The organism is Martinezella paranaensis (assembly GCF_014200235.1).
GTDB classification, from domain to species: Bacteria; Pseudomonadota; Alphaproteobacteria; order Rhizobiales; family Rhizobiaceae; genus Rhizobium; species Rhizobium paranaense.
Window position 1 is genome coordinate 22972 of the sequence record NZ_JACHBI010000006.1, and the last position, 20183, is coordinate 43154.

Consider the following 20183-nt stretch of genomic DNA (forward strand, 5'->3'; position numbering starts at 1 on the left):
ATAATAACGAAAGGCAATCCAATGACAGCTCAGGCCGCAAAGACATGGTCGCCCTTGTTCAAGGAAGCTCTGGCGACCGACTTCCGAGACTTCCAGGAGTGCCTGGATCAGGACAAGCGTATCGCTCTCTACGACGTCGAAGGCTCGCGTGCCCATGCCGACATGCTTGCTAAGTGCGGCATCATTTCCTCTGAAGACAACGATGCTATCCAGTCCGGCCTTGCGACGATCGCCGAAGAGATGAAGGCGGGCACTTTCGAGTGGAAGAAGGAACTGGAAGACGTCCATATGAACGTCGAGGCGAGGCTTACCGCACTCGTCGGTGACGCGGGAAAGCGGCTGCATACCGCCCGCTCCCGCAACGACCAGAATTCCACGGACGTCAAACTCTACGCCCGCGCCGAACTGGATCAACTTGCTCGGGAGCTGAGGCAGTTGATCGCGGCGTTCGTGGACCTTGCTGAGCAGCACGTCGATACGATCATGCCTGGGTTCACTCATCTCCAGGTGGCGCAACCGATTACTTTCGGCCACCATCTGATGGCTTATGTGGAGATGTTCCTGAGGGACGTGGAACGCGTCGAACAGGCAACGGAGCGTCTTAACGTTTCGCCGCTCGGCGCCGCCGCGCTTGCAGGTACCGGCTTCCCGATCGACCCTGAATATACGGCAAGAACCCTGGGCTTCCGCTCCGTATGCCGCAATTCGCTCGACGCCGTCTCCGACCGCGACTACATCGTGGACATCACGGCTGCGGGCGCGCTTATCATGGGCCATCTTTCCCGCTTCTCGGAGGAAGTCATCATGTGGTGCACGCCGCTCTTCGACTTCATCGAGGTCGGAGACGCGTTCTGCACCGGTTCATCTATCATGCCGCAGAAGCGGAACCCGGATCTTGCCGAACTCATACGTGGCAAGGCGGCCAGAATGATCGGCAATCTTGCGTTTGCTGCATCGCTCATCAAGAGCCAGCCTCTTGCATTCAACAAGGACATGCAGGAATGCAAGCCCCCGCTGACGGATACGCTAGAAAACGTCAGAGGTGCCGTAACAGTGACCGCGCAGATGATCGCCAGTATCACTGTCAAAAAGGCTAAGATGCTGGCTGCCGCGGGGCAAGGCTATTCCACCGCCACCGATCTTGCAGACTATCTCGTGCGGGCCGGCCTGCCATTCCGCGACGCACACCATGTCGTAGCAACAATCGTAGGAGCCGCACGTGAGCGGAACTACGAGTCGCTTGCAGACTTCACCTTGACTGACCTTCAGAGCTTCTCTGACGTCATCAAGCAAGACGTTCAGGCGGTGCTCACTGTGGAAGGTTCGGTCGCAAGCCGCGCCGGCATAGGTGGCACATCGCCCGAGCGCGTCAGGAAAGCCATCGAAGAAGTCACTAACCTCCTTGGCTGAACTTGCGTTCCATAGCGGGGGGAGATCCTATAGGATCCGCTCTGGCTTCATGTGATACGAAAGGCGACGCCTTGGACTTTAGATTCGATGCGAATCGGCTGCCTCCGCTGCAGACGCTCCAGGCCTTCTCGGTTGTTGCCGCGACCGGGAGCTTTACCGCCGCCGCGGAGCAGTTGAACCTAAGTCAGAGCGCGGTGAGTCGCCAAATACAGCAGCTCGAAAACTACTTCGGGTGTGTCCTTTTTGAAAGGCACACCCGGATGGTCTCCATTACCGAGCGTGGTCAGACTATCCTTCCAATCGTCGAAGGACTTTTGTCTTCGTTCAAGAACTCAATCGAGGCCAGCAGAATCGGCACTCGATCGATAACAGTGCGTATCACACCAACGTTTACCCGCCGATGGTTGCTTCCGCGCCTCTCGGATCTGAAGCAGCTTTATCCTGACCTCAATGTGAACATCGACACGGCATGGTTCCAGAAACCGACTTTTGGTCTAGGCGAGGTCGACGTATTTATTACCTATGGAAATGGCTTTTGGCCTGGAATGGACGTCATTCACCTAATGAAAGAGCGTTTGACGCCCATGTGCAGCCCCTCTCTCGCGTCAAGCCTCGCTGATGACGACGACCTTTCCTCTTTGGGGAAACAGACTCTGATACATTCGAATCCCCGCCAGAGCGATTGGATCCTCTGGCTGCAGGCCGAGGGGGCGTATTCGTTCCAAGCCTCATCCCATCAGGTTTTCGATACTCAGGACTTCGCACTTACAGCAGCGGCGAGTGGCCTCGGCGTCGCAATGGGCGACCTAACCCTCTTCCGTGAGGATATTGAGGAACGAAAGCTTGTCGCCCCTTACTCCCGAGTCGTCGAAACCGGCTACGGCTATTATGCACTGTATCCGGCCCGGGACGAAGCGCGGGTTAAAGTTAGAGATTTTGCAAAATGGCTCGAGTCAACCTGCCGACCGGACTTGTGAAATTTAGGCTTGCAGTTTGAACTTAACTCATAACTTTCACGTTCTTAGGATTTATATCATTTGCAACGGTATTGCTGAAGTAAGCTGGCGTGCGACTGAAAACGAGAAGGCCGCAAGCCGGCTGGCAGATCGAATGTCCGCGATGGGTTTGCTCGCCAGTCTGGCGCTCTTGATGGGATCCGGATCAATGACGCGGTTGTTTACCAATGGCGCGATTGTTTAAATGCTAGACACCGGCCTAGACAACCAATTCCGAATCTTTGCGTGGTAAAACTTCTTTCCAGCTCAGTACGGCGCGACACGCTCTCAGTGCCTGCATCGACGCAAGAGCGTCCATAGTTGTGCTCGTCAGGGATGCGCTGATGCAGTAGGCCCTGGATCCTCGAGACCGCCGGCAGTCAAGCGTTCCCAGTTGCCATAAGCGAGCTTCGATTTGCTGCTATCGTCGAGCTCCAGACCGGCCACAAATCGCCGTGCATCGCCTCCAGGGCGGTATTGGTACGGGTAGTCTGTCGAGAACAAGATTCGATCAATCCCAACGGCATCGACTGCCTGCCACAGGTAGGTCGGGCTGAACATACCGCTTGCGGTCAGGTAAAGATTGTTCCGGATATACTCTATGAACGGCCGCTGGAGCTTTGAGACCCGATCGAGCATGACAAGCCGTTCAAGATAGAAAAGCACCAACTCGCCCCAGTGGCCAAGGATCACCTGAAGCTTCGGATAGCGGTCGAAGACGCCCCCCAAGATCAGGCGCACGAACTGGATTCCCGCCTCGAAATGCCATCCCAGCGCGAATGTGGACAAGGCGAGATCGATGGGCCCGCCGAAGCCCGCGTAATAGGAGTCACGCACGCTCGTCTGTGGAATCTGCGGGTGGATCAGGAGCGGGATACTGAGCTCGGCCGCACACGCGAATGTCGGTTCGAAAATCGGATGATCCAGATTTTGGTCGCCGACCCGGCCAAAAAGAACGGCGCCCTTGCAGCCGAGCTCCTCGACGGATCGTCGCAACTCCAGCGCCGCCGCGTCAGCCTCCGCGGAGGGCAGGGCCGCCATAGCCTGAAAACGAGACGGATTGGCAGCGACGGCTTCGGCCAGCAAATCGTTGGCGCGACGAGCGAGGTCGATGCCGTGGCGACCAAGGTTGTTGAGGCCCGGGGCCGTCAGAGAGAGAACCTGAACATCGACGCCTGTCTCGTCCATCAGAGCCACCCGCTCTTCTCCAAGATCTGCGAGCCGCTCGCCCATCTCTGAAGTCCTTGAAGCTGTGTCATCCGCGGCACCAAACGACGCGCCACTTTTCATCATCCTGCGGGGATGTCAGGATGAGCTGATCATCCATGAAGCTGTATGCACGCGGGAAATCGTGGACCACAAACTCGCGAACCAACGCGCCTTCGACCCGATAGACGAAGATGCCATTCGGGACATCGAGGCTAATCGTACCGAAGCTCGCTTCGTATCCACCGCTGCTATAGTCAAGGTTGCGAACCTGAACCGCCATGTGGCCATCAGAGGTAAAGACTAGAAGACCTTCAACGTCGGCGGCCCTTATCGCTCCGTTCGCGTCGGGCTGCTCGATCGCCGCGAGGTGCCAAGCGCCCTCAAATCGGGCAAGGATCTCAGCATCGGCGGTCGCCTGCGCGTGCGCACCAGTTACGGTTTTCATCGATTGAGCTCCTCTGTGTCTATGCCCTGCCGCACTCGGATCCCCAAAAGCCTCTCAGAAGGAGTTTCCTCGCTGAGACCAAAGACATGCGGCGATCGTCGTTCAGCGCTTTGTGGCCAACTGATCGACGAGAGCTCGGCCGACGCCATGCGCGGAAGCAGGGTTCTGGCCAGTGATCAGACGACCATCGGTCACCACATTCTCCGACCAGTTGGGCGCGGGCTGATGCAGCGCGCCGCGCTGCTTGAGCGTGGTGGCAAGGAGATAGGGCACCACCTTCGTGTAGTTGACTTCGGCCTCCTCCTCGTCGGTGAAGGAGGCAAGCTTCTTGCCGGCGACGAGATAGCTACCGTCGGACAGCGTCGCATTCACCAGCGCGGCCGGGCCGTGGCAGACCGCCGAGACAATACCGCCAGCCTCCCAGATTTCACGGATGACCTTCTGCACGGCCTCGCTGTCGGCGAAATCCCACATCGTACCGTGGCCGCCGGCGAAGAAGACCGCCGAGTAGCGCGACGGGTCGAGACCTTTCAGCACCAACGAGTCACCCAGCGCGCTGCGGAAGCCCTCGTCCTTCCAGTAATGGGCGTTGGCCGCATCAGACAGATCGAAGAAGTCGATCGGCGGATGGCCGCCCCTGATCGAGGCGATCTCGTAGGGAATTCCCGCCTTGTCGAAGACATCGAGCGGATGGGTGAGTTCCACCATAGCGAAGCCGGTCGGTTCGCCGCTGTCGCCGCGGATCGGGTGGCTGGTGACCACGCATAGGATGGGCTTGATCGTGTTTGCCATGTTTCGGTCTCCTCAGGATTTGAGCGAGGCCATGTCGATAACAAAGCGATACTTCACGTCGCTCTTCAACATGCGCTCATAAGCTTCGTTGATTTTCTGGATGGGAATGATCTCTACGTCCGAGACGATGCCGTGGCGCCCGCAGAAATCCAGCATCTCCTGGGTTTCCGGCACGCCGCCGATAAAGGAACCCGAGATTGCCCGGCGACCGCGCACGACACCGCCGGCGTTGACTGGCGTACCGAGCGGTCCGAGATAGCCGACGAGGACGAGCACGCCCTCCAGCGCCAGTGTTGGCATATAGGGATTGACGTCGTGATCGTAGGGCACGGTGTCGACAATGACGTCGAAGCGGCCGGCGACGGCTTCCATCTGCTCCGGATCGCTGGACAGCACGACATGGTCCGCGCCGAGACGGAAGGCATCTTGCTCCTTGCCAGCCGAGCGCGTGAACAGGGTGACATCGGCTCCGAGTGCCTTGGCGAGCTTCAAGGCCATGTGACCAAGCCCGCCCAGGCCGATCACCGCGACCTTGCTGTCCTTGCCGACGTTCCAGCGGTGCAGCGGCGACCAGGTCGTGATACCAGCGCATAGCAACGGAGCGGCACCCGCCGGATCGAGTCCGCCGGGCAGCGACAGTACGAATTTGTCGCGCACGACGATGGAATCCGAATAGCCGCCATAGGTGATGCTGCCACCCTGCCGGTCTTGGCCGTTGTAACTGAACGTCGGCCCCTCCACGCAGTCCTGTTCCCAGCCTTTAAGGCAGGGTTTGCAATGCTGGCAGGAATCGACCATGCAGCCGACCCCGACCATATCGCCGGCCTTGAAGCGGGATACGCCCGGTCCAACCTCACGCACCCGGCCGATAATCTCGTGGCCCGGCACGATTGGATAGGTCGTGAAGCCAAAGTGGTTGCGGGCCATATGGACGTCCGTATGGCAGACGCCGCAATAGAGGATGTCGATGACGACGTCGTCCGGTCGCGGCGCGCGCCGCTCGAAAGCAAAACTTTCGAGCGGGCTGGCGGCCGATTGAGCTGCGAAGCCAAGTGCGTTCATGTCCTCGATTTCCTTCATTGGGACGGTGTTTGATCAAAGTTGGCCGAAGAAGAACGCGAGTTTCTCGACGGCTTGATCGACATATCCAGGCACGTCATAGAGGGCGATATGAGAGGCGCCCTCTATGACGAACAGTTCCTTCGGCCCACTGGAAAGCCCATAGGCCTGATCGCTGTAGATCTTCGTGTCTGCCTCGCTTCCGGCGATCAGGAGCATCGGTTGGGTCAGCAAATCCGGACGCAAGGCGAAGGTCGAAAACGCCAGCATTCTGTCTAGGCTGGACATCAGGAAACGGCCCTTGGAATTCGGATGCCAGCCCCGCGGTGTCCTTTAATAGTCGTAGCCTTCCCGCAGCATCGTCGGGGTGTTTGCGTCAATATCTTCCAGCTTTTCCGGCACGAACGGGGCATAAACCGGCGCCCCTCCCTTCGCTTCCGCATTGCGCTGCCTGGCAGCTGCCTCAAGCGTCTTGATTTGCTCGTCGACCGGAATTGGGCGACCGAAGAAACTCCTGGCAGCCTCGCCCATTGGGGTCGCGCTGACCCCCGCCACCGCTTTGAAGCGGCGCTCGGTCTGGCTACAGCGATTGCATATCCGCCGCCTGCGCAGACGCCGAACACGCCCAGCCGTGTAGCGTCTACATAGGGGAGCGTCGTCAGGAAGTCCGCTGCACACCGCGCATCTTCCACTCTCGTCGTCGGATCCTCAAGGAGGCGCGGTTCGCCTCCGCTCGCGCCTTGATAGGACGAGTCGTACACCACAACGACGAAGCCACGGGCTGCAAGCCTTTTGGCGTAGAGGCCGATCGTCTGCTCTTTCACGCCACCCGCCGGATGGATCCCAACGAGTGCGGGATACTGTTTACCGTTCTGAAAGTCGTCCGGCAGATGAATATGTGCGGCAATTTCTACCGCTTGGTTCCTGAAGGATACGTCCTGGATCATCGCTTCTTCCTTTTCCGAAGTGACGGCGCGGTGCGAACGCGATGCACATTGTCAGGCGTTGCCTGGGGCGAACAGCGATTCCCAGTTCGTAAAGGGGCCGAGCGGGATCACGTCCCAGCCGATCAGGCCGGCCTTGGCGAGGGGAAATTCGGCAAGCGCCGTCTTAGCCGCTTCGACGGAGGGGGCTTCCGCGATGATTGCGACGCCGGGGCGATCCTGCCGGAAGTAGATGTCACGGATGACGCCGCCTTTGTACATCTGCCAGGCGTGGCGAGCCTCATCCTGCATATGCGGCTGATACTTCTCCAGCGAGGCGCCGGGCTGTGGGACGTCGAGACAAAGCAATTTCATGGTCAGGCTCCTTGTTTTGGATTTGCTGTTAGGCGGGTTGAAACCGGCTGGTCGTCTCCGCCACACGCCGGCCGAGATACTGAGCCGTCCTCAGGTCGCTGCCGATCAGCGCGACGTCGGGCGCCTGGTCCACGTTCGATTGGGTCATGACTCCCAGCCAGCTTCCGAGCCGATTGAGATCGTCGACGCTGCCGGTGCTGCTGCTGTTGCCGGGCATCATATCGAGGCCGACCCAGATCATGCCGTGCTGGGCTGCAAACAGCGCCATCGATACGAGCGAATTCAGCTTGTCGCCGTGCTGGGCTCCGGAATTGGTAAAGCCCGCCGCGATCTTGTTGCGCCACTTCAGGGCCGACCAGGCCGCCCTTGTTGAATCTTCGAAGAACTGCTTGAGCTTGGCGCTGATCAGGCCGTTATAGGTCGGCGACCCGAAGATGATGGCATCGCTGCGCTCAAGCGTCTCCCAGTCCACCGGGCCGTCCGCGACGGCGATAAGCTTCGCCTCAGCCTCTTTTACTTCGCTAACGCCAGCGGCGACGGCTTCAGCGACGCGGGCGGTGTGACCGAAGCCGCTGTCGTATACGATTGAAATCAACAACTCGATCGCCTTCCTGCAATGAGAATGCGCATGACGGAAGGAACGGTCGGGGCCGACCGTCCTGAAAACGTCACTTGCCTGATCTCCTCATTACAGTAGAATGACATTCAGCAGTGGCGATTGTTTTTCACTTGTTTATTTCCTCGAATTCCGCAATCGCGTCATAAAAGCGTCCGAAAGGTTTCGCCTTGCGCGACAGGTTTGACGGGATAGAAGTTTTTGTGGAAGCAGTCGAAGCTGGAGGGTTCAAACGCGCGGCCGATCGGCTGTCCCTCACGCCTTCGGCGGTCGGCAAAGCCATTGCGCGCCTGGAAGAGCGGCTTGGCGTGCGCCTGTTTCAACGCACGACGCGCACGCAATGTCTGACGGAAGATGGTCAGCAATATTATGAGCGGTGCCTGCGCGCCATCGAGGAATTGCGCACGGGCGAATCCCTTCTGGAAACCGGACGGCGCGAGGTCGCCGGCAAACTTCGCGTATCGCTGCCGGTACTGTTCGGCCGTTACTGCGTCGCGCCCATACTGCGTTCCTATGCTCGCCAGCATCCGAAGCTTGAACTCGAACTCAGCTTCAACGATCGCCAGGTCGATATGATCGCCGACGGTTTCGACCTTGCGGTGCGCAACGGCGCACTTGGCAATGGAACGTCATTGCGCGCTCGGCGACTCGTCGGCCAACGCAAGGCGCTGTGTGCGTCTCCGGCCTATCTGGCGGCACGCGGAGAGCCGCACTCCCTTAGCGATTTAGGGGACCACGACACGCTCGTTTATTGGCGCAACGATTATGCGTTACCCTGGCGGCTTCCGGACGCATCGGGGGACCTCGTTGATGTGCCCGTCAGTTCCAGGCTCCGTTTCGATGACCTTGAAGCCATTACGGATGCCGCGGTCGAAGGAATGGGTCTTGCCTGGCAACCCCATTGGCTCATCAGCGATCACATACGCGCTGGCAGACTCGTTGAACTTTGGACGGACAGGCCAAGTGCCACGATCGAAGCCTATGCCGTCTGGCCGGCTGCACAGCATCTGCCGTTGCGGTCCAGGCTGGCGATAGACGCTCTTGCGAGCGAATTGCCGAAACGGTTCGGTCAGGAGGCCGCTTAATTCATCCAGCCGCGTCAGCCAGAATGGCGTAACGCGTTCACGAGCAGGGAAAAGGCCGACGAGGACTGACGACGGCTGGGATAATAGAGGTGAAACCCCTCCCAATAGGGCGAATAATCCTCGAGAAACCGATGCAGGCGCCCGGTTTCCAGATAGGGTTTGGCGATATCTTCCGGGACGTAGGCGAAACCAAAGCCGTCGAGCGCCGCCTCCAGAACATTATAGATCGTGTTGAAGACGAGTTGTCCGTCCACCTTCACTTTGATCTCTCGTCCATTCTCCTCGAATTCCCAAGCGTAAAGGCCGCCATGAGTTGGAAATCGAAGATTGATGCAGCGGTGGAGGGTCAGCTCCTTCGGGTGAGCCGGAATGTCCCGAGACGCAAAATAGGATTTCGCCGCCACGACCGCGAAACGAACATCTGGCCCGATCCGGACGGAGATCATATCCTTGGCGATCTGTTCACCAAGCTGCACGCCGGCATCATAACGATCGCTGACAATGTCCTGCAGACCGTAATTCAGATCGAGTTCGAGCCTGATGTCCGGATATTGATGGAGAAAGCCGCGCAGCTTCGGCCAGATGTAATGCTGGATCTGATAGTCCCCGGCGGTCAGCCGGATGGTTCCGGCAGGCCTTTCGCGCAACGCGTTGAGCTCATCGATCGCCATTCCGATTTCGTCAAAAAGCGGACCGATACTGATAAGCATCCGTTCGCCGGCCTCGGTCGGCGAGACACTGCGTGTTGTCCTCGTCAGCAGCCGCACGCCGAGCCGCTCCTCAAGTTGGCGGATCGTGTGGCTAAGCGCCGACTGCGAAACGCCGAATTTGGCAGCCGCTTTCGTGAAACTGCGCTCTCTCGCGACCAGCAAGAACACCATCAAATCGTTGACGTTCTGCCGCTCCATTTATGATTCCCTGTCATGACCACGTGCTCATTTATAAAACACATGGCCATAAAATAGTAGCAGCACCGCTTGGAACGGCGACGATGCCGATCACCTTCGCCCGTCTGCATGCCGCCGGCCACCACTTCGGAATTCATTTCGCCCGGTTGCGCAGGACCTCGCCGACAACGGTCGAGGCGGAGAAAGCGTTCGGCCATCCGGCATAGAAGGCCGTGTGGGCCACGATTTCTCCGGCTTCTTCGGCGGTGAGGCCGTTATCCATTGCCCGGTTAAGGTGATAGGTGATCTGGGCACTTTGCCCCGAGGCGATGAGCGAGCTTACGGTTACAAGGCTGCGGTCGCGTGGTGCAAGACCCGGCCGCTGCCAAAGATCGCGAAACAGCGGGTCGGCGGTAAACAGCACCAGTCCTGGCGAAATCTGTCCGACATTTTTCTCGACGGACTCGGCGCGCCGCTGCTCCACCTCCTCATTCAAAGGCAGCAATTGCGGCGAGGCGGCAGGGAGTTGATCGGCCGTGATGTTTCGGGCGGTAAACACCTCCTTCGTCGCGGCGATCGCAGACATGGCGTTCGACCAACCCGAATAGAAGGCAAGATGGGTTATGATCTCCGAGACTTCACCAGGGGTGACGCCGTTATCGAGAGCGACATTTGCGTAGTGCTTGAGGTCGACAGCCTGGTTTCGGGCGATCAGGACCGACAGCGTGACAATGCTGCGGTCGCGTCGCGAGAGCTGCGGCCGCTGCCACAGGTTTCCAATCACGTCTTCTTCGGCATACCGGCTAAGAGCCGGCGATACGGAGCGAATGTCGCCGACCGGCAGCGACGAAGCCCTTTCCGGCATACCTCCGCTTCCCGTTCCTTCCTGAGCGAAGACAGGCTCACCTGTGGTGAGCGAGATCGCCGTGGCCGCCAAGATCCGTTTCATGGATATTCCTTCCGGTTTGATTGCTATCGCGCATCGCATCGAATGGCTCTCCAGCCGCGTGAACGCGGCTTTGGCGACGCTTTGCGATACTCGTGGAAACATGCCGCTGCCGGCAGTGGCAGCGGCCCGACATTCAGACCAATGACACCTAAAGCCCCGAACGGCGCAGCATCGCTTCGGGGTAGCGGGCGCCCTTTATGGCGATATCAGCCTGTTCGATCTCGTCGAGATCGGCCTTATCCAGAGCGACATTCAACGCGCCGATATTCTCCTCGAACCGCTCCAGCCTGCGTGTGCCGAACAGAGGAACAATCCAGGGCTTTTGCGCCAGCAGCCAGGCAAGCGCGACCTGCGCCGGTGTCGCATCATGCTTCTCGCCAATCTTGCGGATCAGATCGATCAGCTTCTGGTTGGCGACACGAGCCTCCTCGGAGAAACGCGGGATGTCGGCCCGGATATCGGAGCTATCGAATGTGGTGCTGACGTCGATCTTGCCGGTCAAGAACCCCTTGCCCAGCGGGCTGAAGGGAACGAGCCCGATACCGAGTTCCTCGATGGTCGGGATGATTTCGGTCTCCGGTTCGCGGGTCCAGAGTGAATATTCGCTCTGCAGTGCGGCAACCGGCTGCACCGCATGCGCCCGGCGAATGGACTGTGCGCCAGCTTCCGACAGGCCGAACCACAGCACCTTGCCCTCGGCAATCAGTTCCTTCACCGTTCCCGCGACATCTTCCATCGGCACGTCGGGGTCGACCCGATGCTGGTAATAGAGATCGATGTGGTCGGTGCGCAGACGTTTCAGGCTTCCTTCGATGGAGCGGCGGATCTGCGTCGGCCTGCTGTTGACGCCGCCACGATGCCGGCCGGTTTCCTGGTCGATATCCCAGCCGAATTTCGTGGCGATCTTGACCTTATCGCGGACGGGGGCGAGCGCCTCGCCCACCATCTCCTCGTTGGTCCACGGGCCATAGACCTCGGCGGTGTCGAAAAAATCCATGCCGCGTTCGACCGCGGTGCGAAGAAGGGTAATCATTTCCGCCCGGTCGGGAAGCGCGCGCGCCTTGCCATAACCCATGGCGCCGAGCGACAGGGCAGAAACCTCAAGGCCTTGGCCCAGTTTGCGCTTTTTCATGTTGCAGTTCCTTCCTTGGAGTTGGTGTTCGACGGCCGGCATCATCAAGATGCGGATGAGACGCCGTGCTTCTCAGGATTGCGCGCCCCGAACTTCATGCGATCCGACCTCACCCTCAGCGTTTCTCGCGGAGGTCGATCCTCATGGTCGCCGAGCGTGCCCGAGCGCTAATCATAGGCGCCAGATACGGGCTCTTGCCGTATTTTGCGCGATAGGCGTCGTCGATGCGGTCGTTGATCGGCCCGTCGATCGGCTCGAAGGCGACTTCCCGCGTCATGCCGGCGGCAATAATCCGGCCGGCTTTCTGATGATGCGCGGCCTGGTACCAGCGCGACTTCTGGCCATGGTAGCCACGCACATAGAGACTGCCATCAACCACGACTTCCCAGATCCATGTCGGGGTGCCGTAGGTCGCGCCATCCTCGCGAAATGGTGCAATCTTCAGATCGTCCGCCTGATCAATTTTCGCAAGCTCATCCTGTGACCAGTTCATGGCCATCCCTCATTAATTATTCGGCAGTCAACAACCGCATTCGCGGGACAGAAGCCCATGGGAGCCGTCGATACTCCTGCAGATGGCCGAGGCGGACTTGTTTTCGTCGGAGCCTCAAACCGCCCAATGATCTCAGCGTTCCACTTTCGTAGTCACGAGCCCAGTTGAATATAGCGTGGTTGCCATCGTTCGATTAGGCGCAGCAATTCGCATAGGCTTATGAGCGTGCCTAATCAATGGAGACTTTTCATACGGGACGGCCCCAATTGCCCCACGCTTTATTAACCAAATGAGACGAGGCGGAAGGCCACTCGAACTACCCGATGCCTGCCGTGCAGTAATGCTGCGGCGACGATTTTCTCCCGATGCGTGGCGAGCAATATAATCTCGAACGCGCACGCGTATGGACAAATGGCGTCCATGCGTATATACGCTCATTGTCATGACAACAAGGACGCCACATGCTCAGTATCCGAGATCAGGAAGTTCGTACCCTAGCGGAAACCGTTATGCGCAAACGTGGCGCCTCCAACCTGACCGCGGCTATCAAGCTTGCGTTGCAGCACGAGATTGAGCGGGCTGACGAAGCTGTGCCCTTGAAACAGCACGTCGCAGAGATCCGTGCGCGAGCACTTGCCAAGGCAAAGCTCCCACCTGCCCCACCCTTAACGAAAGAGGAACGTGACGCACTCTGGGGTCAATGATGTTCATCGAGACCTCAGCCTTCGTCGCCATCCTTGCCGGAGAGCCGGAAGCCGATATCTACTTGGACGCGCTCGATGGCGCCGCACGGCGGCAAACTGGTGCGCATGTCCGGCTTGAGGCGCCCATCAATCTGGCGCGTATTCTTGGGCTAGAGGTCCTTGATGCCCAAGAGATGTTCGACGCTTTTCTTCAAGCGGCCAAAATCACCGTGGTTCCGCTCACCGATGCCATCGCCCGGCGCGCGGTGGAAGCCTTCGCCATATACGGCAAGGGAAAGGGCCATCCCGCCCAACTCAACTTCGCCGACTGCCTGTCCTATGCTTGCGCGGACACTCTCAAGATGCCGATCCTGTTCAAAGGGCGTGACTTTATAGAAACAGATCTTAAGAGCGCACTATCCAGCGAGAGCTGAGCCGCGGCGATCTCTCGATAGGTGGACCAGGACCGAGATCTCGAGGAGCCGCAGAGCGACTAATATACGTCCCTACACTTTCAGTTGAGGGGCGGAAATCTTTCACATCGAGGTGTCCCTCATGGATGTCGAATCAATCGGCTTTAGGAAGCGCCAGAATACATGTCGCCTTGAAGGGAATCGAACGACTGACTCGGTTGCTAAGCCGCCCGATCAGGGCACCCAACGTAGTTGTTTCAGTGTTATAGCCGGCCTGCCGACTACAGCAGAAGCGTAGGGAATTTCTTCTCCCGAAGTTGCTCTATCGCCCTCTCCGACGACTTCCATGCCTCGCCTTTGAGAAGCGGTAAAACATGATTCCAGATCACACCGAACGCATGAATAGCATCGTCGTCGGTGAACTCGACGCCTGGGGGAAGCAACGGCGCAATGTCCTCGGTCAGACTCTTCGTCAGCTTTTCGAGCATTCGTTGCTCCGCGTTCGCCCTGGTGATTACATTTTCTTCGAGCGCAAGGTAGTGCTCGAAAGCTGCGACGAGTCGCCCAGCGTCGAGGGAAAGCTCGCGCCAACCTTCATGTAGGTCAAAGAGATCGCGGTTCTTTCGCCGCTGCAGGAGAGCCCTGAGTTTTGTGCCAAACAACTCTTCCTTGTCGTAGGATACGACGTCGGCAGCACCGGCGAACCACCCATTCTCGACCTTGAAGGGGTACGCCTGAGTCCCAAACAATGATTTGTGCTCGCGTGTATTGATCTCCACCTTCAGCTTAAGCCAGGAATCGGGCTCCGCCTCTGGTGCGAAACGGAAAACCAAGTGCGTAGAATGACCAGCCTGCTCTCTTTTGAACTTCCCCAGCCATGACAGTGCGTCGCGGATTGCGTCGATCGTCGGTCCAATAGGCTCGGCAGTGGTCTGAACCAAATCGATATCTTCCGAATAGCGCAAAGGCCTTTTGAAAAGCAGTTTGTTGATTGCCGTGCCACCCCGGAAGGCGATCTTGCCCCGAAGCTTCGGCGCCGAAAAGAGATCACAGAGGGCGCGCGAAATAATAAGATCTTGTTCGATCTGACGAGAGTCAGGCCAAGGCGCCTGAGAAGCCCAGGAGGTAAGATGCGAGTTCGGGATCAAAAGTCGATCTCCACAGTTTCATTAATGTCGAGACGCCAACGGTCATCCCTCGTTCCGGAAATTGAAAGACCCTCGATCAGGGGCCTCACCGATGGATCGAGGGGTGTATATTTGTCGGTTTGCCGGGCGAATGGCTGCAATGCATTAGCCTGCCTCCTGTGATCCGACATATCGAGCAAGTAGCCGAGACGTCGGATGGACGTATTCTCGAAGTGCTGCGCAATGGATGCCAACTTCTTGGGATTCGCTCTGTCGCCAATATCCTTCGCAATTTGCGCAACGCCGTTAATTCCGGTGGCCCGCTTGAAATAACGGATGCAGTCCAAGAGGGTGAGCTCGACGCCTGCTGCTTGGGCGTAGCCGGTATCGGTTTTCAGGGACGCCAGCCATTCCTTTTGGTTGGTTGCACTGAATATGGCAGGCGCCAAATAGATGAACTGGACACGGTGGCGCCCGATCACGATTGAGCGAAACTGCTGCGGAACAACAACTTGAAACACCATGGCAGCCTGGTGCGACGAACCATGCATCGCGGCCGCGCGTAAAAGGGATATCCGGTAGTCGAGGCCGAGGTATCTCATCAACGGGTCAATCCAGCGGGCAGGATCCGGAGCACCGGTAATCTTGTCCTCGGGCCGCAGGATGACGTAAAATCCATGTTTCGGGTTGGCTAATCTTTTCCTGGAGATTTGCCGCGTCAAAGCTGCAGTGAGGGCGTCAGGTTTAAGCGGCAGCTCAGCCAAAACCTCTTCGCGGGTGAACGTTGAGAACCCGTTGATGAGCTTTCTTTCGATGTAATCGTCCAGTAATGACATGCGCTGATCATACGCAAAAACAAACAAATTAATAGGGTTTTTGCATATGATTGACGGAAAAGCACCGGTAGAAATGAGAGAAACAACCCGCCCGAATTACGCCTCGTCCCTCGTTCAACGTAGCTATCTTCGGATGACGGCATCAACAGAAGAAACTTCGTCAACGGCGGTGCGAAACTGGGTAAACACCTCAGCCGAGTAAGGCACGGAGATTCGACACGATGACTTTCGTCATTGCGTCTGGTGATAGCCCGAGAACGCCACCCAGTGCACTTGCGGCAAACGGCGCGTCGCTGGGTTCAGCGGCACGGCCTTGCTGTTTTGTGAACGGGCCATCGGTTTCGGTGAGGATCCGGTCCCGCGGTAGGCTTCCGATCAGTTCCCTGCCACGGTCGGTCCGGGTCATTTCGGCGTTGACCGAGAAATAGCATCCGAGAGCGGCCGCTCGGCGGGCGTCGCTCCTGCTGCCGGTGAACCAATGAAGCACGACGCTGCCGCGTTCTCGCGGAAGATGCGCTTCGATCATATCCAGGACAGCTGGAACGCTCCTAACGCTGTGGACCGTAAGGATCTTGCCGCCCGCTTCAGCGCATCGTTCGAGGATGTGCCGGAACACTTTCTTCTGAGCCTCGAGCGACTTGTAGAAACGAGGGCCCGCGTCGAGACCGACCTCGCCGACATATCGTGTCTCGGGTAGGTGACGGTCCCACAAGCACAGCTCGGAGGATCGGTCTGCGACGAGTTGCGGATGCAGCCCCAGCGCTGCGCGGACATAACGGGTGTGTTGCGTCAGTTCATAGTTGCGCGGCCAGGCTTTCGGCGTCGTCGTTACCGTCAGCGTATAGATCCGTCCGGCTTCGGCTTTTGCAATCGCCGCCTGATGGTCGGGATAGAGATCGAGATGGCAATGAAAGTCCACTCCCCCAATCGACGATATGTCACTCATCCGGGCCGCGTCCTCACGCCCGTCAGAAGCGCACCCACTTCCTCAAGCCCGCGACGGTAGACGTCAGCGAGGGCTGCTTGGCGCTGGGGGGACTCGTCGAACAGAGGGCCCGGTTTATGGATCAGTATCGGTGCCAATGCCGGGCGAGCCCGAAGGCGCTCGATCGCGAGCTGGAAAGAGCGAACCTGCACGCCTTCCGATTGGCGAGTGTCGAGCGCGTAGGCTGTGAGATTGGGTACGGTGTAAACCGTAGGGTCGATATCGGGGCGCAGGCCCCTTAGGAGCGCGGCACGTCGGATCAGGCGTGGCAGGCAGTAACCGCAGTGCTGGGTACCGTGGCCCCGCCATCTGCCCTTCGTCGGCGAGGCGCAGGAGAGCGACGACGGAGAGAGCCGCCGAAGGAGCGCGGGATTGGCGCAATCCTCGGCCATCTCGCCTTTCGTCCGATCCCAACAGGGATTCTCGATCCGGCCCGACATGCCGAGCGTATGCAACGCATCGTTCCAACGGGCGATATAGAACGGGTGCGTGGTCCGGGTGCTCAAGGCGCCGAGGCGCAGCGGGTCGAGGGGCACGTTGACGGCGATCAGCCCGTTCTCCGGCATCTTGAGGGTGAAGGACTGATCGAGCCCGGTTCCGGCGAAGACGCCAAGTGCGAAGAAGAGGAAGGACCTCCCCCTGGTGGTGTTCTCACCGGCTGAACCTCGGACGAATCCGTCGGGAAAGGCCATCCAGAGGCGGAGCCTATCAAAGGCTCTGCCACGGTAGTTCGCTTTGAGCGCCTCAAAGATCGTAGACTGCGCGTCGCTGGTGGCGCCTTCGCCGGCATGGCTGATGAGGAGCGGCGTGCGGCCCGCCTCGAGTGCGTCGATTGCGCCGATTAGGCTGTCGAGGCCGCCCGAGAAGAGAGCCAAATCGTCAAAGGCTGGGCCAAGGAGCCGTGCCGGGGGCGTTGGAGCGACCCGCGCGAAGCCCCGCGGTCGAGCGCGAAAGCCTAACGACCAATGGTCGCCGGTCAGGAAATTCAGCAACCTGACAAAGATGGGAGCGGCCGCCTGCCAGCGATCCGGATCCGCGACGGGGACAACGAGGCGCAACTCGCGCGTCCAGCCATCTTGAGACTCGCTGTCGCGCGAGACGCGGGTGTCCGCTGCGTGAACATGCGCCGCCAGCACGAGCACATTGACGCCCATCTCCGAGGGGAAGACACCGAGCCGCGACAGATCCGTGAGCGCTCGCCCAATGCCATGGCCAAGTGACCGCTCGCCGACCACGAGATCGAGGCGGGTTTCCTCTTCGCCGTCACCGAGTGGCATTCTGCTGCGATCGCTAGGGCCGTAACGGCCAGTGATGACGTGTCGTCTCATGCGCCTTCCGCCTCCGCATCACCCGTGATCTGCAAGATACCGAACGCCTGCTCGTAGACGCGTCCCACGAAGGCGAGCACGCGATCGGGTGTCAGCGCGGCAGCCGCCGCTCTGGCTGTAGTGAGTGCATCGGCAACGCCGCGCCTGATGAAATCGTTGAGCTGCGCCTGGACCCGCGTCGCTTCCCGGGCATCGCTTGGCTGTGTTACGGTTCTGGCCCCGATGTCATTACACAGCCGGGCTTCGATGGCATTCGTCGCGTAGAGTTCGAATACCGTTTGCATCTGCTCGGCGGTGAGGCCGTCGAGATCGGTGATGCCGGCGCCGGCGAGGGCGGCGATAGTTTCGATGAAAGCTTCGCGGGCGATGCCTTCATCGATCGAGCCCCCGTCGGGGCAGACATAATCTGCGAGGCCGAGAAAGATCTCCTCAATCGGCCGACCGGCGAGACCGTCTAGGTTCAGCGCGCGCAGCGCTTCGGTGGCGCCGCGGGCCACGGCGTCGGAAAGGAAGCCGAGAAGACGGCTTCCCGCGCCCCGCGCCGATCCCATCCTGGCCGCCGCCGAGCGCGCGCCTCCGGAAGATGAACCGACATAATGTGAGACAGCTCGGCCGAGACTGCGGCGGTCGTCGCCTCCTGACCCTGCGAAACGCGAGAAGTTGTTGCGCGCGGCCGAGAAGCGAGTCGGATCGGCAATCGGCGGAACTGGAGGTCTGACTGGAGGCTATGGAGTCTCGTGTGGAGCTCCATCGGCGGGAGCGCCATCTGGCGGCTGGCCGGGATCCGGTGGAGCGCCATTGGGCGCCGCCGCTGGCGCGCTCTCGTCGCCGAGCCAGCTTGGAATGAGCGGGGTGCCACCACCTTGGCCACCAACCGCGCTGGATGTGCCCATCAGCGTCCTCCCAGGCGGGTGCGCAACACACCGTTGGCGGCGGCCCTCAGCATGGCGCCACCTTCCTTACCCCAGGTCTGGAGTAGGCGATCGAATCGCTGCACCGCTTCGCCCTCCTTGAGGACCCCTTCCCAGCCAACGCACACCCACGGGCCCAGCCGGTCTCGTGGCAGCGGTTCCAGGAAGTCGACCAGTTCACCTTGGAGCGTGGGATGCGCTTTGACGAGGACAGCGAGTCCAGCCGTACCCGGTGGCTCGGTCTCGATAGCATCCGCGCCGACGATGCGGCCGCGCACAGCCTCGAATACCTGAGCCGCTTCCGGCGGGGCGAGCCGCTTGAGATCGGCCTCGAGCCCTTGGACAGCGAGCTTACCGCCAAAGAGCTGTTCGACCACGGCGGCCAAGTGCCCGAGCACTGAGGCTGCACCAAAATAATCCTTCCGGTCCTTGGCGACGAACAGGTAGGGGCGAAGATCTTCCTCGCCGATTATGGTGGGAACCGTTGCCCACGCCTTGATCACCGGAGAGGAGAGCCATTCGCCGAGCAGCGCACTTTCGGTCGTCTTCACGGCTTCAAGCTTGGGCGCGGCCTTCGCCGCTTCGCCGTCCTTGCCGCCAGGCTTCGAGGCTTTCGCCTTTGGCTTGTCATCTTCTGTCGCCGTTGCGGCTGCTTCAAGGGCTGCCAGGTCAGGACATTTGCCGTCGGGCGCGGCGGCCGCGGCCGCGGCGATCTGATCAAACAGCCGAGGGATGAAACGTTCTGCAAGCATGAGCTTTGCCAGGACCGGGAGCTTTACGTCATCGCCGAACCCGCGTGCTTCGGCCGTGCGTTGGCGCAGGACAAGGGTGTTGAGAAAGCGCTTGATCTGGCGCGGGTTGCCTTTGGTACCACTCGCCAGGATCGGCCCTATCTGATCACTTAGGGCGAGCGCGTTGTTCGCACGGGAAGCTTTGGCGCCGAGGGCGGCTCGCACTGAAGCCGAGTCTAGTGCGCCCGATGTCCAAGGGCGCTTCAAGCGCTCGCGTGCGACACCGATTAAGGCGTTGAACGCGGGATCGCTGTCACCGAGTTCGGCGCCCACGAGCAATAGGGTCACGTAGATGCGGGTTTCTGTATCGCCCAAAGCGGGAATCCGAAACGGCACCTGGATTAGTTTCTCGAGGTAGTTCCGCGCATAGGTCTGCGGGCCTGTCGTATCCGGCAGGTCCGGGAAATGTTTGCGCACGGCGTATTCGATCATCGCCTCATCCGCTGCGACGACGAACGCGGTCCGCGATGTGAACACGAATAGCCGAACTGCTTCCAGGGTTTCGATCGCGGTGTCCGGAAGGCAGCGGTCAAGGTCGTCGATCAGGACCACGAGCTGTTCGACACCAGCTTTTTCGAGGAGGTCGTCGAAAGCCTTTCGGAAGGCATTGATTTCTTCTGGGACGTTTGCGCTACTTGGCATGACAGTAGGTTGTTGGCATTAACTTCCGATAAGTATCAAATATTACGATCATGCGGCGAGGAACGGGCTGCGCCTATTCACAGTTAGATGGGCCCGC

25 protein-coding genes and 1 pseudogene are annotated in these 20183 nt (G+C 59.5%); 6 read left to right on the top strand and 20 right to left on the bottom strand.

Annotated elements, in window-relative coordinates; genetic code table 11:
• The first annotated feature begins 21 nt into the window (after positions 1 to 21).
• Positions 22 to 1410: an argininosuccinate lyase gene (gene argH / locus GGD50_RS15940; protein WP_183938335.1), complete on the top strand. Its 1389-nt coding sequence runs from the start codon at positions 22 to 24 to the stop codon at positions 1408 to 1410.
• A gap of 71 nt (positions 1411 to 1481) precedes the next feature.
• Entirely contained in the window at positions 1482 to 2387 is a 906-nt protein-coding gene (locus GGD50_RS15945; RefSeq protein WP_183938336.1) for a LysR substrate-binding domain-containing protein, read from the top strand.
• 348 nt (positions 2388 to 2735) lie between these two features.
• Here GGD50_RS15945 and GGD50_RS15950 read toward each other — a convergent pair whose 3' ends face one another.
• The 9 genes and pseudogenes from GGD50_RS15950 to GGD50_RS15980 all read right to left on the bottom strand — a co-directional run bounded on the left by GGD50_RS15950 (position 2736) and on the right by GGD50_RS15980 (position 7806).
• A complete protein-coding gene (locus tag GGD50_RS15950) occupies positions 2736 to 3638 on the bottom strand; it encodes an amidohydrolase family protein (RefSeq protein ID WP_246451226.1) in 903 nt (300 codons plus the stop codon).
• A gap of 22 nt (positions 3639 to 3660) precedes the next feature.
• The gene (locus tag GGD50_RS15955) at positions 3661 to 4059 is read right to left on the bottom strand and encodes a lipocalin-like domain-containing protein (RefSeq protein WP_183938338.1); all 399 of its coding nucleotides are present in this window, start codon (positions 4057 to 4059) and stop codon (positions 3661 to 3663) included.
• Between the two features lie 102 nt (positions 4060 to 4161).
• On the bottom strand, positions 4162 to 4851 hold the full coding sequence (locus GGD50_RS15960; RefSeq protein WP_183938339.1) for a type 1 glutamine amidotransferase domain-containing protein: 690 nt from the start codon (positions 4849 to 4851) through the stop codon (positions 4162 to 4164).
• Between the two features lie 12 nt (positions 4852 to 4863).
• A complete protein-coding gene (locus GGD50_RS15965) occupies positions 4864 to 5913 on the bottom strand; it encodes an NAD(P)-dependent alcohol dehydrogenase (protein WP_183938340.1) in 1050 nt (349 codons plus the stop codon).
• Positions 5914 to 5946: 33 nt separating this feature from the next.
• Positions 5947 to 6198, bottom strand: coding sequence for an alpha/beta hydrolase family protein (locus tag GGD50_RS32560; RefSeq protein ID WP_210318871.1), 252 nt, complete (start codon positions 6196 to 6198; stop codon positions 5947 to 5949).
• Between the two features lie 45 nt (positions 6199 to 6243).
• The gene (locus tag GGD50_RS32760; protein WP_246451227.1) at positions 6244 to 6441 is read right to left on the bottom strand and encodes a hypothetical protein; all 198 of its coding nucleotides are present in this window, start codon (positions 6439 to 6441) and stop codon (positions 6244 to 6246) included.
• 98 nt (positions 6442 to 6539) lie between these two features.
• Positions 6540 to 6857: pseudogene (locus tag GGD50_RS33505) on the bottom strand (alpha/beta hydrolase); the annotation flags it as partial.
• Between the two features lie 51 nt (positions 6858 to 6908).
• Positions 6909 to 7208, bottom strand: a complete 300-nt coding sequence (locus GGD50_RS15975; protein ID WP_183938341.1) for a YciI family protein — start codon at positions 7206 to 7208, stop codon at positions 6909 to 6911.
• A 28-nt stretch (positions 7209 to 7236) separates the two neighbouring features.
• Positions 7237 to 7806, bottom strand: a complete 570-nt coding sequence (locus tag GGD50_RS15980) for a flavodoxin family protein (RefSeq protein WP_183938342.1) — start codon at positions 7804 to 7806, stop codon at positions 7237 to 7239.
• 188 nt (positions 7807 to 7994) lie between these two features.
• Here GGD50_RS15980 and GGD50_RS15985 point away from each other — a divergent pair, with 188 nt between their 5' ends.
• Positions 7995 to 8909 carry a LysR family transcriptional regulator gene (locus tag GGD50_RS15985; RefSeq protein ID WP_183938343.1) on the top strand — a complete coding sequence of 305 codons (915 nt, stop codon included), beginning with the start codon at positions 7995 to 7997 and terminating at the stop codon, positions 8907 to 8909.
• Between the two features lie 14 nt (positions 8910 to 8923).
• On the opposite strand, the gene GGD50_RS15990 is transcribed toward GGD50_RS15985, so the two are convergent.
• Both GGD50_RS15990 and GGD50_RS15995 read right to left on the bottom strand, forming a co-directional pair.
• Positions 8924 to 9817 carry a LysR family transcriptional regulator gene (locus GGD50_RS15990; protein ID WP_183938344.1) on the bottom strand — a complete coding sequence of 298 codons (894 nt, stop codon included), beginning with the start codon at positions 9815 to 9817 and terminating at the stop codon, positions 8924 to 8926.
• Positions 9818 to 9950: 133 nt separating this feature from the next.
• The gene (locus GGD50_RS15995; protein WP_183938345.1) at positions 9951 to 10745 is read right to left on the bottom strand and encodes a carboxymuconolactone decarboxylase family protein; all 795 of its coding nucleotides are present in this window, start codon (positions 10743 to 10745) and stop codon (positions 9951 to 9953) included.
• Between GGD50_RS15995 and GGD50_RS16000 the strand changes: the two genes are divergently transcribed.
• Positions 10723 to 10890: a hypothetical protein gene (locus GGD50_RS16000; RefSeq protein WP_183938346.1), complete on the top strand. Its 168-nt coding sequence runs from the start codon at positions 10723 to 10725 to the stop codon at positions 10888 to 10890. The genes GGD50_RS15995 and GGD50_RS16000 overlap by 23 nt on opposite strands.
• A gap of 3 nt (positions 10891 to 10893) precedes the next feature.
• Here the strand turns inward: GGD50_RS16000 and GGD50_RS16005 are convergent, their stop codons facing one another.
• Together GGD50_RS16005 and GGD50_RS16010 are read right to left on the bottom strand one after the other, a co-directional pair.
• Entirely contained in the window at positions 10894 to 11877 is a 984-nt protein-coding gene (locus tag GGD50_RS16005; RefSeq protein ID WP_183938347.1) for an aldo/keto reductase, read from the bottom strand.
• Between the two features lie 115 nt (positions 11878 to 11992).
• Entirely contained in the window at positions 11993 to 12370 is a 378-nt protein-coding gene (locus GGD50_RS16010; RefSeq protein ID WP_183938348.1) for a DUF2255 family protein, read from the bottom strand.
• Positions 12371 to 12831: 461 nt separating this feature from the next.
• Here GGD50_RS16010 and GGD50_RS16015 point away from each other — a divergent pair, with 461 nt between their 5' ends.
• Positions 12832 to 13074 (top strand): type II toxin-antitoxin system VapB family antitoxin, encoded by a 243-nt coding sequence (locus GGD50_RS16015; RefSeq protein WP_183938349.1) that lies wholly within the window; start codon positions 12832 to 12834, stop codon positions 13072 to 13074.
• Complete coding sequence (locus GGD50_RS16020) at positions 13074 to 13487, top strand: type II toxin-antitoxin system VapC family toxin (RefSeq protein WP_246451228.1); 414 nt, start codon at positions 13074 to 13076, stop codon at positions 13485 to 13487. The genes GGD50_RS16015 and GGD50_RS16020 overlap by 1 nt, the downstream gene beginning before the upstream one ends.
• A gap of 260 nt (positions 13488 to 13747) precedes the next feature.
• Here the strand turns inward: GGD50_RS16020 and GGD50_RS16025 are convergent, their stop codons facing one another.
• From GGD50_RS16025 to qatA, 7 genes are all read right to left on the bottom strand, one after another.
• Complete coding sequence (locus GGD50_RS16025; protein WP_183938351.1) at positions 13748 to 14614, bottom strand: nucleotidyl transferase AbiEii/AbiGii toxin family protein; 867 nt, start codon at positions 14612 to 14614, stop codon at positions 13748 to 13750.
• Positions 14611 to 15429, bottom strand: a complete 819-nt coding sequence (locus tag GGD50_RS16030; RefSeq protein ID WP_183938352.1) for a type IV toxin-antitoxin system AbiEi family antitoxin domain-containing protein — start codon at positions 15427 to 15429, stop codon at positions 14611 to 14613. The genes GGD50_RS16025 and GGD50_RS16030 overlap by 4 nt, the downstream gene beginning before the upstream one ends.
• A gap of 190 nt (positions 15430 to 15619) precedes the next feature.
• Positions 15620 to 16375, bottom strand: a complete 756-nt coding sequence (gene qatD / locus GGD50_RS16035) for a Qat anti-phage system TatD family nuclease QatD (RefSeq protein WP_183938353.1) — start codon at positions 16373 to 16375, stop codon at positions 15620 to 15622.
• On the bottom strand, positions 16372 to 17742 hold the full coding sequence (gene qatC, locus GGD50_RS16040; protein ID WP_183938354.1) for a Qat anti-phage system QueC-like protein QatC: 1371 nt from the start codon (positions 17740 to 17742) through the stop codon (positions 16372 to 16374). Before qatC ends, qatD begins: the two co-directional genes overlap by 4 nt.
• Positions 17739 to 18440 (bottom strand): Qat anti-phage system associated protein QatB, encoded by a 702-nt coding sequence (qatB, locus tag GGD50_RS32565; protein ID WP_331371149.1) that lies wholly within the window; start codon positions 18438 to 18440, stop codon positions 17739 to 17741. The genes qatC and qatB overlap by 4 nt, the downstream gene beginning before the upstream one ends.
• A gap of 27 nt (positions 18441 to 18467) precedes the next feature.
• Positions 18468 to 18635, bottom strand: coding sequence for a hypothetical protein (locus GGD50_RS32570; protein WP_210318874.1), 168 nt, complete (start codon positions 18633 to 18635; stop codon positions 18468 to 18470).
• A complete protein-coding gene (gene qatA / locus GGD50_RS16050; RefSeq protein ID WP_183938355.1) occupies positions 18635 to 20086 on the bottom strand; it encodes a Qat anti-phage system ATPase QatA in 1452 nt (483 codons plus the stop codon). Before qatA ends, GGD50_RS32570 begins: the two co-directional genes overlap by 1 nt.
• Positions 20087 to 20183: the final 97 nt, after the last annotated feature.